Genomic DNA, 14970 nt, shown 5'->3' with positions numbered 1-14970 from the left:
GCATGAGGCACGTTCTTTCGGGCCTGGCGCTGGCCATGGGTGCGGCGCTGTCGCTCGGTGTACAGGCAGCCGACCAGGCGCAGGTCAAGCGTGGCGAATACCTGGCCCGCGCGGCCGACTGCATGGCCTGCCACACGGCCGAAGGCGGTGCGCCGTTCGCCGGCGGCCTGCCGATCCATTCTCCGTTCGGCACTATCTACGGCACCAACATCACCTCGGACAAGCAGTTCGGTATCGGTGACTACAGCCGCGACGAATTCTTCGCCGCCCTCACCGAGGGCAAGCGCAAGGACGGCGCCAACCTGTATCCGGCGATGCCCTACACCTCGTACCACTTGATCAAGCGCGAGGATGCCGACGCCATCCACGCGTACTTGATGACCGTGCCGCCGATCAACCGGCCCGCGCCTGAAACCAGCCTGAGCTTCCCGTTCAACGTGCGCATGGGCCTGGCCGGCTGGAACATGCTGTACGGCAAGAGCGTGCAGTTGCAGGCCACCGAGGGCAAGAGCGAGGCTTGGCAGCGCGGGCAGTACATGGTGGAGGTACTCGGCCACTGCGGCGAATGCCACACCCCGCGTAACCGTATCGGCGCCCTGGAGCAGGACAAGCGCTTGACCGGCGGCCTGTTGGCCGGCTACCTGGCACCCAGCCTGCTGGCCCAGGACCTGGCCGAGCGCGGCTGGACCCAGCCGGACCTGACCACGTTCCTCAAGCACGGCATCAGTGGCCAGGGCAGCATGTTCAACGAGATGTTCCCGGTGGTGCACCACAGCACCCAGCATCTGGAAGACGCCGACCTGGCCGCGATGGCGACCTATCTGCTGGGTGACCAGCCACCGAAGGCCAAGGTCGTGCAGGCCGTGCCGGTGGACCAGCTCGGCGAGAGCGCCCAGCGTGGCCGCCAGCAGTACCTCAACGTCTGCGCCGGCTGTCATGGCGTCGAGGGCGAGGGCAAGCCGCACATCGCGGTCGCAATGCAGGGCAACACCGTGCTGCGCCAGGCCGACTCGCGCAACCTGGCCAAGGTGATCCTCGAAGGCATCCGCGAGCAGCAGTTCACCGGTTTCGAGCGCATGCAGCCCATGCCGGGCTTTGCCGACAAGCTCGACGACGGGCAAGTCACCGACCTGGTCAACTACCTGCGTGAAGCATGGGGCGGGCTGCCGGGGGACTTGAGTACCCAGCAGCTGGCGAACCTGAAGACGGAGTGAGCCGTGCAGCATCTTGATCTGCAAGTGGTACGACAGGCGCTGCAATGGTCCGGCCAGGGCCAGCGTGTGTGGCTGTGCACCGTGCTCTTCACCTACGGCTCGGCGCCCCGTGCGCCGGGCTCGCTGTTGGCGGTCAATGAGCGCGGGCAGTGGGTGGGGTCGCTTTCTGGCGGCTGCGTCGAGGAAGACTTCCTGGCGCGGGTCGGCGAAGGCGAGTTTGCAGGGCCGGTCGCGGTTGTGCGCTATGGCGATGGTAGCGACAGCCGCTCGAATATTCGGCTTCCGTGCGGCGGTGTGCTCGATGTCCTGGTGGAGAACCTGCCAGCGGATTGCGACGTGCAGGCGCACTTGCGCGAGCTGGAGTCGGCCTTGCTCGGCCAGCGTCGGCTGTTACGCCAGGTGAGCCTGCACGATGGCCAGCGCCGGTTGAGCGACGATATCGAGCAGGGGCCTCGGGTGGCCTACGACGAGGCCGCCGTCCATCTGCGGGTGGGCGCGGCCCAGCGTTTGCTGCTGGCAGGGTATTCCAGCGTCGCGCACTTCTGCGCGGAGTTCGGCAAGGGGCTTGGTTTTGAAGTCATCCTCTGCGAACCCCGCGAGGAGGTGCTCGACGGGGTGGAGCTCGACGGCATCGAGATTCGTCGCGAGCTGCCGTCGGTGTTCATTGCCAATGGCGGCTGCCACCGCGACACGGCGGTCGTGGCCCTGACCCACGATCCCAAGATCGATGATCTGGCCATGCTCGAAGCGGTACGCACCGAGGCGTTCTACATTGGGGTGATGGGTTCGCGCACCACCTCAGAGAAACGCCGGGAACGCCTCCAGCGCATCGGCAAGCTGGATGAGCAGGCGCTGGGGCGGGTTCACGCTCCCATCGGCCTGAACCTGGGCAGCAAGACACCTGCGGAAATCGCCTTGGCAGTGCTTGCGGATGTGCTGCGTACCCGCAGCGGCATCGCCCGCGAGGCGCTGTGACGGTCGTTGCGCTGGTACTGGCCGCCGGACGCAGTGCGCGTTTCGGCAGCGACAAGCGCCGTGCGCCTCTGGCTGACGGGCGTAGCCTGTTGGCGCACAGTGTCGAGCAGGCCTTGGCCGTGTTCGACGAGGTGCGGGTGGTGCTGCGTGAGGGGGAAGGCATGCAGGAGTTGGGACTGCCTGCCGGCTGCCGCGTGGTCCCCAGCCCGGATGCTGCCTTGGGCATGGGCCACAGCCTCGCGGCGGGCGTGGCCTCGCTTCAGGACGGCAATGCCCACGCGGTCGCCATCTTGTTGGGGGACATGCCCTGGATCTTGCCGGACACCTTGCGGCGAATGGCGCAGGCCGCTTCGGCATCCAGCATCCTGTTGCCCTCGCATGGGGGGCGACAGGGGCATCCTGTGGTGTTCGGCCGTACCTTTTGGCCGGAACTGATGCGCCTTACTGGCGACGAAGGTGCGCGCTCGGTGCTGCGCTCACACCGGGATTGCTGCGTGCTGCTCGAGGTGGACGACGCCGGCGTATTGCGTGATGTGGATACGCCGGACGCGTTGGCGGCAAGGGCCTCGCCCCTGTAAGAGCGGGTTCACTCGCGAATACCGGCCACCGCTGCACGGTCTGCTTCGCGGCGGTTCGACGCTTAGATAACCCCCCATCCACAGGCTCAGTGGTGCTGTCCTTGTGGGTAGGGGGCTTGTCCTGCGCCGGGCTGCGCAGCAGCCTCGATGGTCTTCCGTCTGGCTAGGCCGCCAGGCGCCCACTGGCAATCGCCTGCGAAGCCGCCAGCATGGCGCGCAGCAACACCGCGCAGCCGGCCGCCAGGTCCTCTGGCGTGGCATTCTCGATTTCGTTGTGGCTGATGCCGCCTTCGCAGGGTACGAAGATCATCCCTGCAGGGCCAAGCTCGGCGAGGAAGATCGCGTCGTGCCCCGCACCGCTGACGATGTCCATGTGCGCCAGGCCCAGGTTGCGCGCCGAGTCGCGCACGGCTTCGACGCAACCTGTGTCGAAGTACAGGGCAGGGAAGTCCGCGGTCGGTGTCAGCGTGTAGCTCAGGCCATGCCGCTGGCAGGTGCTGTCGATCACCTGGCGGACCTCAGCGATCATCGCATCCAGCTGCTCACCCTCCAGGTGACGAAAATCGAGAGTCATGCGCACTTCGCCGGGGATGACGTTGCGCGAGCCAGGGTAGGCCTGCAGGCAGCCCACGGTGCCGCAGGCGTGCGGTTGATGGCTCAGTGCGGCGCGGTTGACCGCGGCCACCACGTCGGCGGCGCCCACCAGGGCGTCCTTGCGCAGGTGCATCGGCGTTGGACCGGCATGGGCCTCGACGCCGCGCAGGGTCAGGTCGAACCACTTCTGGCCCAAGGCGCCCAGCACCACGCCGATGGTCTTGGCTTGGTCCTCGAGGATCGGCCCTTGCTCGATGTGCGCCTCGAAGTAGGCACCCACCGGGTGACCGAGCACGGCCCGTTGACCGGCATAGCCGATAGCATCGAGCGCCTCGCCGACGGTCACTCCCTGGGCATCGACTTTGGCCAAAGTTTCTTCGAGGGTGAACTTACCGGCGAACACGCCTGAGCCCATCATGCACGGGGCAAAGCGCGAGCCCTCCTCGTTGGTCCATACCACCACTTCCAATGGCGCCTCCGTCTCCACACCCAAGTCATTGAGGGTGCGGATCACTTCCAGGCCGGCCATGACCCCGAAGCAGCCATCGAACTTGCCCCCGGTGGGCTGGGTGTCGATGTGGCTGCCGGTCATCACCGGTGGCAGCTTCGGATTGCGTCCTGGCCGGCGGGCGAAAATGTTACCGACTGCATCGATGCTGACGTCGCAACCGGCGGCCTCGCTCCATTTCACGAACAGGTCGCGCGCCTGGCGGTCGAGGTCGGTCAGGGCCAGGCGGCAGACGCCACCCTTGGCGGTGGCGCCAAGGCGCGCCAGGTCCATCAGGGATTGCCACAGGCGCGCACTGTCGATATGGCGCTCGCTCGATTGCAGGACATGCTGGGCGGGAGTGCTCATGGATATCTCCTCAGGCTGTTGTTATCCGGTTGGGCGCAGGTCTTGCGTCACGGTATTGGTTTGGCCAGTCGGCTGGGTTTGCGCAGCGCCACGCTGCCCAGGGCGTAATAGAGCGTGCCGCCGAGCACCGAGCCTGTGAACCAGCCGTAGTCGTAGAACCAGCTGAAGCGGTCGTTGCCGATGGCCATGATCGTCAGCGCCACGGGCAGGGCGAAGGCGGCGAAGCCCGCCCAGTTCCAGGCGGGGTAAACGTCGTCACGGTACAGACCAGCCAGGTCCAGGCGTTGCCGGCGGACCAGGAAGTAGTCCACCACCATGATTCCGGCAATCGGCCCGAGCAGGCTGGAGTAGCCCAGCAACCAATTGGAATAGACACTCTCAAGGCTCAGGTCCGAGACGATCCAGCCAAGCTTTTTCAACAGCTCGTGAGCCATCAGGGCCAGGCCGATGAAACCGGTGAGCCACACGGCGCGGCTACGGCCGATCAGCCGTGGGGCGATGTTCTGGAAGTCGTTGGTGGGCGAGACGATGTTCGCCGCCGTGTTGGTCGACAGCGTGGCGATGATGATCAGCGCCATGGCCAGTGCCACCCAGCCTGGGCTCTGGATGTGACCAATCAGGCTGACAGGGTCCGACACTGTCTCACCGACCAGGGACGCCGAGGCCGCCGTCATGATCACGCCCAGGGAGGCGAACAGGAACATGGTCAGCGGCAAGCCGAAGATCTGCCCGAGGATCTGGTCTTTCTGGCTCCTGGCGTAACGGCTGAAATCCGGGATGTTCAGCGACAGCGTCGCCCAGAACCCCACCATGGCCGTGAGCCCCGCGCAGAAGTAGCCCACCACGCTGGCGCCTTCCGGACGCTTGGGCGGCTGGGCCAGCAACTCAGTCATCGACATGTGCGGCAGCGCCCACATCAGCAGGCCGAAGCCCACCGCCACGAGCAGTGGGGCCGACAGGGTCTCGAGCCATTTGATCGACTCCGCACCGCGCAGCACCACCCACAAGTTGAGCGACCAGAACACCATGAAACCGATCACCTCGCCGGTGCCGCCCAACGACTTCCAGCCCTCGAACAGCGACCCGAGGAACAGGTGAATGGCCAGGCCACCGAACATTGTCTGGATGCCGAACCAGCCGCAGGCGACCACTGCGCGGATCAGGCAGGGCACGTTGGAGCCCAGGATGCCGAAGGAGGCGCGTAGCAGGACGGGGAAGGGGATGCCGTACTGGGTGCCGGGAAAGGCATTGAGCGTCAAGGGAATCAACACGATCAGGTTGGCCAGCAGGATCGCCAGCAACGCCTCGCCGACGCTCAGACCGAAATAGGCGGTGAGCACGCCACCGAGTGTGTAGGTGGGTACACAGATGGACATCCCCACCCACAGGGCGGTGATGTGCCATTTGTTCCAGGTCCGTTGATGCACCTTGGTCGGTGCGATGTCGTGGTTGTAGCGCGGGCTGTCCAGGACATCGCTGCCGGCGGACAGCTCAAACAGCCCGTCCTGCTCGATCACTTGCGATCTGCTCTGTTGCATGGGGCTCTCCAGGTTTTTCTTGTAGTTGTTCGCTCATCGGGCTGATGCGATGGCCGGAGTACACACACCACCAGTACTGCACCTTCGGTCCGGCCAGGCGGTTGGGGCCGCACTCAACAAACGTGCCGGGTTGGCCCTGGACCTTCCCGGATGGCCGCCGCCGACCGAAGGTAATGCGCTGCAAAGCATTTCTCGACAACAACAGCGGGCGCGGCACCTGCCGCGCCCGCTGTTTTCGTGTTGTACGGACCAGATTTCAAACAGCTGAATTTGCATGGAAAATCTCGACCAATTTCGCTTCTTGTCAAGTGAGTCAAGCTGGTTCGAGGTCCGCTGTTTTTCCTGTTTTTTATAAAAAACTAATAAAAACAAGATGTTAATGATTGACGGTTTTGCCAATTAATTTTTTGACCAAACCCGGATCAGCAACTAGATTCCAATCTTGTCAGGTCTGACAGGATTGCATGTTCCTTTCCAGGCCTAGGCCACATAACAATTTCAAGAACCGGCCTTGACCGGTCAGCCTGCGAGGAAAACGGCATGTCCCTGTTGATCCGTGGCGCCACCGTGGTTACGCATGAAGAACACTATCGCGCAGATGTCCTGTGCGCCGATGGCCTGATCCGCGCCATCGGGGAAAACCTCGACCCACCGGCCGACTGCGAGATTCTCGACGGCAGCGGCCAATACCTGATGCCAGGCGGCATCGACCCCCACACTCACATGCAGTTGCCGTTCATGGGCACGGTAGCCAGCGAGGACTTCTTCAGCGGCACGGCCGCAGGCCTTGCCGGTGGCACCACGTCGATCATCGACTTCGTCATCCCCAACCCGCAGCAATCGCTGCTGGAGGCTTTCCACACCTGGCGTGGCTGGGCGCAGAAATCCGCCGCCGACTATGGTTTTCATGTCGCCATTACCTGGTGGAGCGAGCAGGTGGCCGAAGAAATGGGCGAACTGGTCGCCCACCACGGGGTGAACAGCTTCAAGCACTTCATGGCCTACAAGAACGCCATCATGGCGGCCGACGACACCCTGGTGGCCAGCTTCGAACGTTGCCTGCAACTGGGGGCGGTGCCCACGGTGCATGCCGAGAACGGCGAGCTGGTGTTCCACTTGCAGCAGAAGTTGCTTGCCCAAGGCCTGACCGGGCCAGAAGCGCATCCGCTGTCGCGTCCCTCCCAGGTCGAGGGCGAAGCCGCCAGCCGCGCCATTCGCATCGCCGAGACGCTCGGGACACCGCTGTACCTAGTGCATGTCTCCAGCCGCGAAGCCCTGGATGAGATCACCTACGCCCGGGCCAAGGGCCAGCCGGTGTACGGCGAGGTGCTGCCGGGCCATTTGCTGATCGACGACAGCGTCTACCGCGACCCTGACTGGGCCACGGCCGCAGGCTACGTGATGAGCCCGCCGTTCCGCCCGCGCGAACATCAGCAAGCGCTGTGGCGTGGGCTGCAATCGGGCAGTCTGCATACCACCGCGACAGACCATTGCTGCTTCTGCGCCGAGCAGAAGGCCATGGGCCGCAACGACTTCAGCCGCATTCCCAATGGCACCGCCGGCATCGAGGACCGCATGGCGGTGCTGTGGGACGCCGGCGTGAACAGCGGGCGCCTGTCGATGCACGAGTTCGTCGCGCTGACCTCCACCAACACCGCGAAGATCTTCAACCTGTTCCCGCGCAAGGGCGCCATTCGCGTTGGGGCCGATGCCGACCTGGTGCTCTGGGACCCCCAAGGCACACGCACGATTTCCGCCCAGACCCATCACCAGCGAGTGGACTTCAACATCTTCGAGGGGCGCACGGTCCGTGGCGTGCCCAGCCACACCATCAGCCAGGGCCGCGTGTGCTGGGCCGATGGCGATTTGCGCGCCGAGCCCGGGGCAGGGCGCTATGTGGAGCGTCCGGCCTACCCAGCGGTGTACGAAGTGCTGGGCCGACGTGCCGAGCAGCAGCGGCCGACGCCCGTCAGCCGCTGAGCCTGAGGGCTGCGCTGGCAGCCCTTCAGACACCACGAACTGCCGTTGACTGCCATCCCGAGAACGCCGGGCGGGTGACCGCCGCCCGGCCAATAAGAAAGAGAGGCTACAACCGTGATCGATGCCCTGAACCACTTGCCCAAGCCCCGGGCCAGCCGTGAGCAGCTGGCCGAGGCGTTCACCGATCTTGCACCTGCGCTGACGGCGCGCCAGGCTGCCGTGGAAAGCGCACGCTGCCTTTACTGCTACGACGCGCCTTGCGTCAATGCCTGTCCCAGCGAGATCGACATCCCCTCGTTCATCCGTCGCATTGCCGACGAGAACCTGCAGGGCGCTGCCGAGCGCATCCTTTCGGCCAACATCCTCGGTGGCAGCTGCGCCCGCGTCTGTCCGACCGAGATCCTCTGCCAGCAGGCCTGCGTACGCAACAACGCCCAGGAGTGCGCGCCAGTGCTGATTGGCCAGTTGCAGCGCTACGCGCTGGACAATGCAGGCTTCACCGGGCATCCGTTCCAGCGCTCACCGGCTACCGGCAAGCGCATTGCCGTGGTCGGCGCAGGGCCGGCCGGGCTTTCCTGCGCCCATCGCCTGGCCATGCAGGGCCACGATGTGGTGATCTTCGAAGCGCGGGAGAAGGCCGGTGGCCTCAATGAGTACGGCATCGCCCGCTACAAGCTGGTGGATGACTACGCCCAGCGCGAGGTCGAGTTCCTGCTCGGTATCGGCGGTATCGAAATCCGCCATGGCCAGGCGCTGGGAGCCAACCTCACCTTGACGGAGCTGCGTGGGCAGTACGATGCAGTGTTCCTCGGCCTGGGCCTTGGGGCCGTGCGCCAACTGGGCTTGCAGGATGAAGAGGCCCCAGGCGTGCTTGGCGCTACTGCATACATCCGCGAGTTGCGCCAGGCCAGCGATCTGACGCAACTGCCCGTGGCCGACCGCTGCCTGGTCATCGGTGCAGGCAACACCGCCATCGACATGGCGGTGCAGATGAGCCGCCTGGGCGCGCGGGACGTGAATCTGGTGTATCGCCGCGGCCAGGCCGACATGGGCGCGACCGGGCATGAGCAGGACATCGCCAAGGCCAACCAGGTGCGCCTGCACACCTGGGCCCGCCCCGACGCGGTGCTGCTCGATGACTGCGGCCGGGTGCGCGGCATGCGCTTTGCCCGCACGGCGCTGGTCGATGGGCGACTGACCGACACGGGTGAGACGTTCGAACTGGCCGCCGATGCCATCTTCAAGGCCATTGGCCAACGCTTCGACGATGCAAGCCTGGCCGATCCGCTGGCGGCGCAGCTGGAGCGCGACGGCGAGCGCATCCGCGTCGATGCGCAGATGCGCACCAGCCTGCCAGGCGTCTATGCCGGTGGCGACTGCACCGCGCTGGGCCAGGACTTGACTGTCCAGGCCGTGCAACATGGCAAACTGGCTGCCCAAGCCATCCATGCCGAACTCATGCTCAACGTGGAGGCTGCGTAAATGGCCGACTTGTCTATCGTCTTCGCCGGCATCAAGGCGCCAAATCCTTTCTGGCTGGCCTCCGCGCCGCCCACCGACAAGGCCTACAACGTGGTGCGCGCCTTTGAGGCCGGTTGGGGCGGGGTGGTATGGAAGACCCTCGGCGAGGACCCTGCGGCGGTCAACGTGTCGTCGCGCTACTCCGCGCACTACGGCCCCAACCGCCAGGTGCAGGGCATCAACAACATCGAGCTGATCACCGACCGCTCGCTGGAGATCAACCTGCGCGAGATCACTCAGGTGAAGAAAGACTGGCCTGACCGCGCATTGATCGTGTCGCTGATGGTGCCCTGCGTGGAGGAGTCCTGGAAATTCATCCTGCCGCTGGTGGAGGCCACGGGCGCCGACGGTATCGAGCTGAACTTCGGTTGCCCCCATGGCATGCCGGAACGGGGCATGGGTGCGGCGGTCGGCCAAGTGCCGGAGTACGTGGAGATGGTCACCCGCTGGTGCAAGACCCATTGCTCGCTGCCGGTGATCGTCAAGCTCACGCCCAACATAACCGACATACGCCAGTCAGCCCGCGCCGCCCATCGTGGCGGAGCGGACGCGGTGTCGCTGATCAACACCATCAACTCCATCACCAGTGTCGACCTTGATCGGATGGTCGCGCATCCGATCGTGGGCGAGCAGAGCACCCATGGCGGTTACTGCGGTTCGGCGGTCAAGCCGATTGCGTTGAACATGGTGGCCGAGATCGCGCGGGATCCGCAGACGCGCGGCCTGCCGATCTGCGGCATCGGCGGTATCGGCAACTGGCGGGACGCCGCGGAGTTCGTCGCCTTGGGCTGTGGCGCGGTGCAGGTGTGCACGGCAGCGATGCTGCACGGTTTCCGTATTGTCGAGGACATGAAAGATGGCCTGTCGCGTTGGATGGACCAGCACGGCCATCACAGCCTGGAGGCCTTCCGCGGTCTGGCGGTGGGGCACACGACCGACTGGAAGTACCTGGACATGAATTACCAGGTTGTGGCCCACATCGACCAGCAGGCCTGCATCGGCTGCGGTCGCTGCCACATCGCCTGCGAGGACACCTCGCACCAGGCCATCGCCAGCACCCTCAAGGCCGACGGTACCCATGCCTACAGCGTGATCGACAAGGAATGCGTAGGCTGCAACCTGTGCCAGATCACTTGCCCGGTGGAGGGCTGCATCGACATGGTGGCGCAGGACACCGGCAAGCCCTACCTCAACTGGACCCAGGATCCGCGCAATCCCTATCGCGAGGCCAGTTGATCCCTGGCTGCGGCACGTGAGCATCGGGCTGCTGCGCAGCCCATCGCAGGCTGTCGCCAGTTCCCACGGTTAAACAGCAAGATCTGTGGGCGCTGGCGACAGCCTGCGATGGGGCGTGTATCGGCCCCAGGGGCAGCAATGGGATCAGGGTTCCAGGCCGATGCCGCGCAGGATCACGCAGGTCACGGTCTGCACGGCCCGCTCGAAGGCCGGGTCTGACAGCGGCTCGCCGCCATTGAGCAGCGTCACCTGATAGCCGAAGTCGGCGTAGTGCTGGGTCGCGGCCCAGATCATGTACAGCAGTGCCGAAGGCTCCACCGGCAGGATACGTTTTTCCTCCACCCAGCGACGGATCTTGGCTTCCTTCATCAGCGCCCAGGGCACCAAGTCGTCGTCCAGGCTGGCGCCGAGCAGGGGCGCGCCATGCAGGATCTCTTCGGCCCAGACCTTCGAGCCCAGCGGTCGCGAGCGCGAATGACCCATCTTTGCGCGAATGTAGCTGGTCAGTACCACCCGCGGATCCTCGAAGCGCTCGAAGCACAGGGCGTCCTGCTTCCACACTTCCAGCAGATCGCGCAGCACCGCCTGGTACAGCTCGTCCTTGGTGCTGAAGTAGTAATGCAGGTTGGAGCGGGGCAGTTCGGCTTGCTCGGCGATATCGCCCATGGAGGTGCCGGCGTAGCCTTTTTCGGCAAATACCTTTTCGGCGGCCTGCAGGATCTTTTCGACGTTGCGTCGACGGATCTCGATCTTGTGGTTGGTCATAGCCTGTCCATTGCAACCTTCGCCCGCCAAGGCTAACAGCTTTACAGGGCACGGCCCAAAGCGAATGCACGACCTGCAAGCCTCTGGTTGGCATCTATGGCCACTGTGCACTACCGTTCAAGCAACGGGGCCTGCGCCATTTATCGCTTTCTTTGATGCCCAGACCACGAATCAACGTTGTCAGGACGACGTCACTCGTTTGGCTTACGGAGTAGACAAGCAAATGCAGGATGTCCGTCCGAACCCGCGCCTTCCCTTGGCCCACGATGCTGGGCAGCCGATCTTCATGGACTTTTTGCAGCAGGCTCAGCGCTCGCCGCAGGCGCCTGCCATTGTTTCCGAGCATGGCATCTGTACTTTTCTTGAGCTTGAGGCGATCAGCCGGGGTATTGCAGCGTTGCTGATCGAAAGCGGGGTGCATCAAGGCGATCGCGTCGTGATCGTTTCGAGCCGGTGCGCGGGGCTGGTCTACGCCATGCTCGGTGCCTCGCGGGCGGGCGCGATCTTCACGGTGGCCGACACGGCCTACCCGAAGGCGCGTATCGCTCAGATCCTGCATACGCTGCAACCTGCCTTCGTCTTGTTGGCCGGGGCGGCGCAGCTTGAACTCGACGACGCGTCCATTCGGGTGGAACGGGTGCCTGAGCCGGCAGGTGAGGCCCTGGCGCGCTTTGCCCATCATCATCAACAGCAGTTGCCGTTGGTCGATCCTGATCAACCGGCCTATATCACCTTTACGTCCGGCAGCACTGGCGAGCCCAAGGGCGTGGTGACGACCCACGCGCCATTGGTGCACTTCATCGGCTGGCATGTTCGCCAGCATGGATTTTCCCAAGAAGACTGCTTCTCGCTGCTCTCCGGGCTGGGCCATGACCCGGTGTACCGGGATGTGTTCACGCCGCTGTCCATCGGTGCCAGGGTTGCGATCCCTGCACAGACCACAGTGATCGACCCGACTGCACTGGCGGCCTGGCTGCAGGCCCAGGCGGTCTCGGTGGTTCACCTCACACCGCCCCTGGGCAAGCTGATCGAGACCGGCGCCAGGCTCGGCGGCATCAGGCTCGATGCGCTGCGCTACCTGTTCTGGGGCGGCGAAGCGCTGGGCAGCGCCCTGTATGGGCAAATACGCGAAATCGCGCCCAACGCCTGCTGCGTCAACTTCTACGGCACCACCGAAACGCCCCAGGCCATGGCGTACCACCGGATCGATCCGGGCGCCGACCACAGCAGGATCCCCCTGGGCAAAGGCATCGATGGCGCGCAGCTGCTGGTCGTGGATGACGCTAACCAACTGGCCGGGCAAGGGCAGGTTGGCGAGATCCTGATCCGCAGCCCCTATCTGTCCCAGGGGTACTGGGGCGATACGGTCCAGACCCGCCAACGCTATGTGCCCAACCCCTTCACCCAGGCCGAAGACGACCTGTGCTACCGCACCGGTGACCTGGGCAGTTACGGTGCCGACGGCAGCGTCACGTTCCTTGGCCGTGGAGACAGCCAGGTCAAGATACGTGGGCACCGGATCGAACTGGCGGAGATCGAAGCGGTGTTGGCCCAGCACCCGCAGCTCAGGCAATGCGTGGTGCTGGCCGACACCGAAGGCCCCAGCACCAAGCTGGTGGCCTATTGTGTTGCCAACGACGCAGCGTCCTCTCAGGCGCTGCGCGAGTACGCTGCCAGCCAATTGCCGGACTACATGGTGCCGGCGTTGTTCGTGATGCTCCAGGCGATTCCGATCACGCCGAACGGCAAGGTCGACAAGCGTGCCTTGCAGGCGCTGCGCGGCGACATCGAGGCGAGCACCGTGCAGGCAAACCAGGTGCTGTCGCCGGTGGCGCAAAAGCTGGTCAGCGCCTGGTCAGAAATCCTGCAGACGCCTGAGATCGACCCGAACCTGTCATTCGTCGAACTGGGCGGCGATTCACTGTCGTTCGTCCAGGCCTCGATGGTGCTGGAGACGCTTATCGGCCCGCTACCGGCGCAATGGGAGCTCAAGCCGATCCATGAGCTGTGTCAGCTAAGTGCCACGCGGCCAGCGGCCAGGCCTATGATCCGCGCCGTGGAGATCCCGGTGCTGTTGCGGGTGCTGTCGATCCTGCTGATCGTCATCGGGCATTTTCACGGTGGCTCGGGTTGGCCGATCGTGGGCGAAACGTCGGTGTTGTTCGCGGTGTCCGGGCTTGCCCTGGCGCGGTTTCAACTCAAGGCCATCGACGACTATGGCAGCGTGCGCACGCTGATTCGCTCGATCGCCGTCATCGTGGTGCCGACCCTGCTCTATACGCTGTTGACCCAGGTCGTGTTCGGCAACGTGCACTGGCAGGCTTTCTTGCTGATCGCGAACTGGTACCCGCCAGCGGTCACCGGAGGTTTTTCGTATTGGTACATCGAGCTGCTGGTGCAGATGCTGGCGATCATGGCGGTGGTGCTGTCGTTCGCCCGGGTCAGGGCGCTGATCATGGCGGCGCCGTTTCGCGTGCTGCTGGCCGGTGCCTGCGCGGCGGCCGTGGCGGGCCTGTTGATCGATGCCTATATCTTCGATGCAAGTGCGCTCTACAACCGCGTGCCCCAGCATTACCTTGCGGTCCTGGTGCTGGGCATGGCGATTCATTTTGCCCGGACCACGCCGCAGAAATGGCTGGCCAGCGCGGTGGTGGTGCTCGTGCTGGGCGGGCAGCGTGTGGTGGATGTGCTGGCGCATGGGGTGGACTTCAGCCAATACGTCGATGTGGCCATCCCGGCGGTGCTGACGATGATTTGGTGGCGCGCCGTTCCCCTGCCTGACCTCATTGCCCGTGGGGCTGCCTTGATCGCATCCTCGACGCTGTTCATCTACCTGACCCACTATCAGTTCCAGTCCGTCGCGCGCCGTCTGGGCGATGTGCCGGGGCTCGATGTGGTTCTGGCCATCGTCGGCGGGATCGCTGTGGCTTATGCCTGGAACAAAGCCGTCCGCTTCGTCTCGATGCGCTGGAGTGGCGGCGCCAAGCGCAGCGCGGAAAAGTTCGAGCGCGTCCTGTGACGGGGCTGTGCGGGGGCTGACTGGCCTGCTAACGTGCCCACTTGCACCTGCACAGGCCTCGCCCCATGCCCGTCGTCGACAACCTGATCGCCTTCACCTTCGCCGCCACGGTGCTGACCCTCACGCCGGGCCTGGACACCGCATTGATTTTGCGTACAGCCACGGTGGAGAGCCGCACCCAAGCCATGCGCGCCGCCTTGGGCATCAACGCAGGCTGCCTGCTGTGGGGCGCTGCGGTGGCATTCGGGCTCGGGGCCCTGATTGCGGTCTCGGAGCTGGCCTACAACCTGCTGAAATACTGCGGCGCGGCCTACCTGGCTTACCTGGGGCTGAACATGCTGTTGCGCCCGCGCCAGGCCTTTTCGGCTGCCGGCGAACAGGCCAGGCCTGTGGCCAACTGGTTTCTCAAGGGCATGATGGGCAACCTGCTCAACCCCAAGGTCGGCATCTTCTATGTGTCCTTCTTGCCTCAGTTCATCCCCCAAGGCGAGCCGCTGGTGGCCTGGACCTTCGGCCTGGTCGGGATCCATGTGGTGCTGGGGCTGCTCTGGGCGAGCGCCCTGATCGCCGCGACCCAGCCGCTGGCGACGGTGCTGCGCCGGGGCCCGGTGATCCAATGGATGGACCGCACCACCGGGCTGATCTTCGTTGCCTTCGCCGCGCGTCTGGCCTTGAGCAGGCGCTGAGCAGCACG

The 14970-nt window shown here is 64.8% G+C and carries 11 protein-coding genes; 8 read left to right on the top strand and 3 right to left on the bottom strand.

Translation table 11 applies throughout. The features are described 5' to 3' along the window. Positions 1-2 precede the first annotated feature (2 nt). The 3 genes from AB1N67_RS13710 to AB1N67_RS13700 are packed head-to-tail and all read left to right on the top strand — an operon-like array spanning position 3 to position 2767. Entirely contained in the window at positions 3-1214 is a 1212-nt protein-coding gene (locus AB1N67_RS13710; RefSeq protein WP_332773030.1) for a cytochrome c, read from the top strand. A gap of 3 nt (positions 1215-1217) precedes the next feature. Then, complete coding sequence (locus tag AB1N67_RS13705) at positions 1218-2189, top strand: XdhC family protein (RefSeq protein ID WP_367863066.1); 972 nt, start codon at positions 1218-1220, stop codon at positions 2187-2189. Further along, entirely contained in the window at positions 2186-2767 is a 582-nt protein-coding gene (locus tag AB1N67_RS13700; RefSeq protein WP_090344796.1) for an NTP transferase domain-containing protein, read from the top strand. Before AB1N67_RS13705 ends, AB1N67_RS13700 begins: the two co-directional genes overlap by 4 nt. Before the next feature lie 163 nt (positions 2768-2930). Here AB1N67_RS13700 and AB1N67_RS13695 read toward each other — a convergent pair whose 3' ends face one another. After that, positions 2931-4217, bottom strand: coding sequence for a Zn-dependent hydrolase (locus tag AB1N67_RS13695; RefSeq protein ID WP_367863065.1), 1287 nt, complete (start codon positions 4215-4217; stop codon positions 2931-2933). Between the two features lie 47 nt (positions 4218-4264). After that, entirely contained in the window at positions 4265-5755 is a 1491-nt protein-coding gene (locus AB1N67_RS13690; protein ID WP_367863064.1) for an NCS1 family nucleobase:cation symporter-1, read from the bottom strand. Positions 5756-6295: 540 nt separating this feature from the next. On the opposite strand from AB1N67_RS13690, the gene hydA reads away from it, so the two are divergent. The 3 genes from hydA to preA all read left to right on the top strand — a co-directional run bounded on the left by hydA (position 6296) and on the right by preA (position 10492). Continuing rightward, positions 6296-7735 carry a dihydropyrimidinase gene (hydA, locus tag AB1N67_RS13685; protein WP_043206953.1) on the top strand — a complete coding sequence of 480 codons (1440 nt, stop codon included), beginning with the start codon at positions 6296-6298 and terminating at the stop codon, positions 7733-7735. Positions 7736-7849: 114 nt separating this feature from the next. Continuing rightward, positions 7850-9217: an NAD(P)-dependent oxidoreductase gene (locus AB1N67_RS13680; protein ID WP_043206950.1), complete on the top strand. Its 1368-nt coding sequence runs from the start codon at positions 7850-7852 to the stop codon at positions 9215-9217. Beyond that, positions 9218-10492, top strand: a complete 1275-nt coding sequence (gene preA / locus AB1N67_RS13675) for an NAD-dependent dihydropyrimidine dehydrogenase subunit PreA (RefSeq protein WP_043206949.1) — start codon at positions 9218-9220, stop codon at positions 10490-10492. 144 nt (positions 10493-10636) lie between these two features. Here the strand turns inward: preA and AB1N67_RS13670 are convergent, their stop codons facing one another. Then, the gene (locus AB1N67_RS13670) at positions 10637-11257 is read right to left on the bottom strand and encodes a TetR/AcrR family transcriptional regulator (RefSeq protein ID WP_043206947.1); all 621 of its coding nucleotides are present in this window, start codon (positions 11255-11257) and stop codon (positions 10637-10639) included. Between the two features lie 223 nt (positions 11258-11480). On the opposite strand from AB1N67_RS13670, the gene AB1N67_RS13665 reads away from it, so the two are divergent. Beyond that, positions 11481-14276: an amino acid adenylation domain-containing protein gene (locus AB1N67_RS13665; protein WP_367863864.1), complete on the top strand. Its 2796-nt coding sequence runs from the start codon at positions 11481-11483 to the stop codon at positions 14274-14276. A 65-nt stretch (positions 14277-14341) separates the two neighbouring features. Further along, positions 14342-14962 (top strand): LysE family translocator, encoded by a 621-nt coding sequence (locus tag AB1N67_RS13660; RefSeq protein ID WP_182815346.1) that lies wholly within the window; start codon positions 14342-14344, stop codon positions 14960-14962. Positions 14963-14970: the final 8 nt, after the last annotated feature.

This window comes from Pseudomonas guariconensis (assembly GCF_040822035.1).
Lineage (GTDB): Bacteria > Pseudomonadota > Gammaproteobacteria > Pseudomonadales > Pseudomonadaceae > Aquipseudomonas > Aquipseudomonas guariconensis.
The sequence above is the reverse complement of the archived record's forward strand: the minus strand, read 5'-3'. Positions and strand labels throughout refer to the sequence as shown.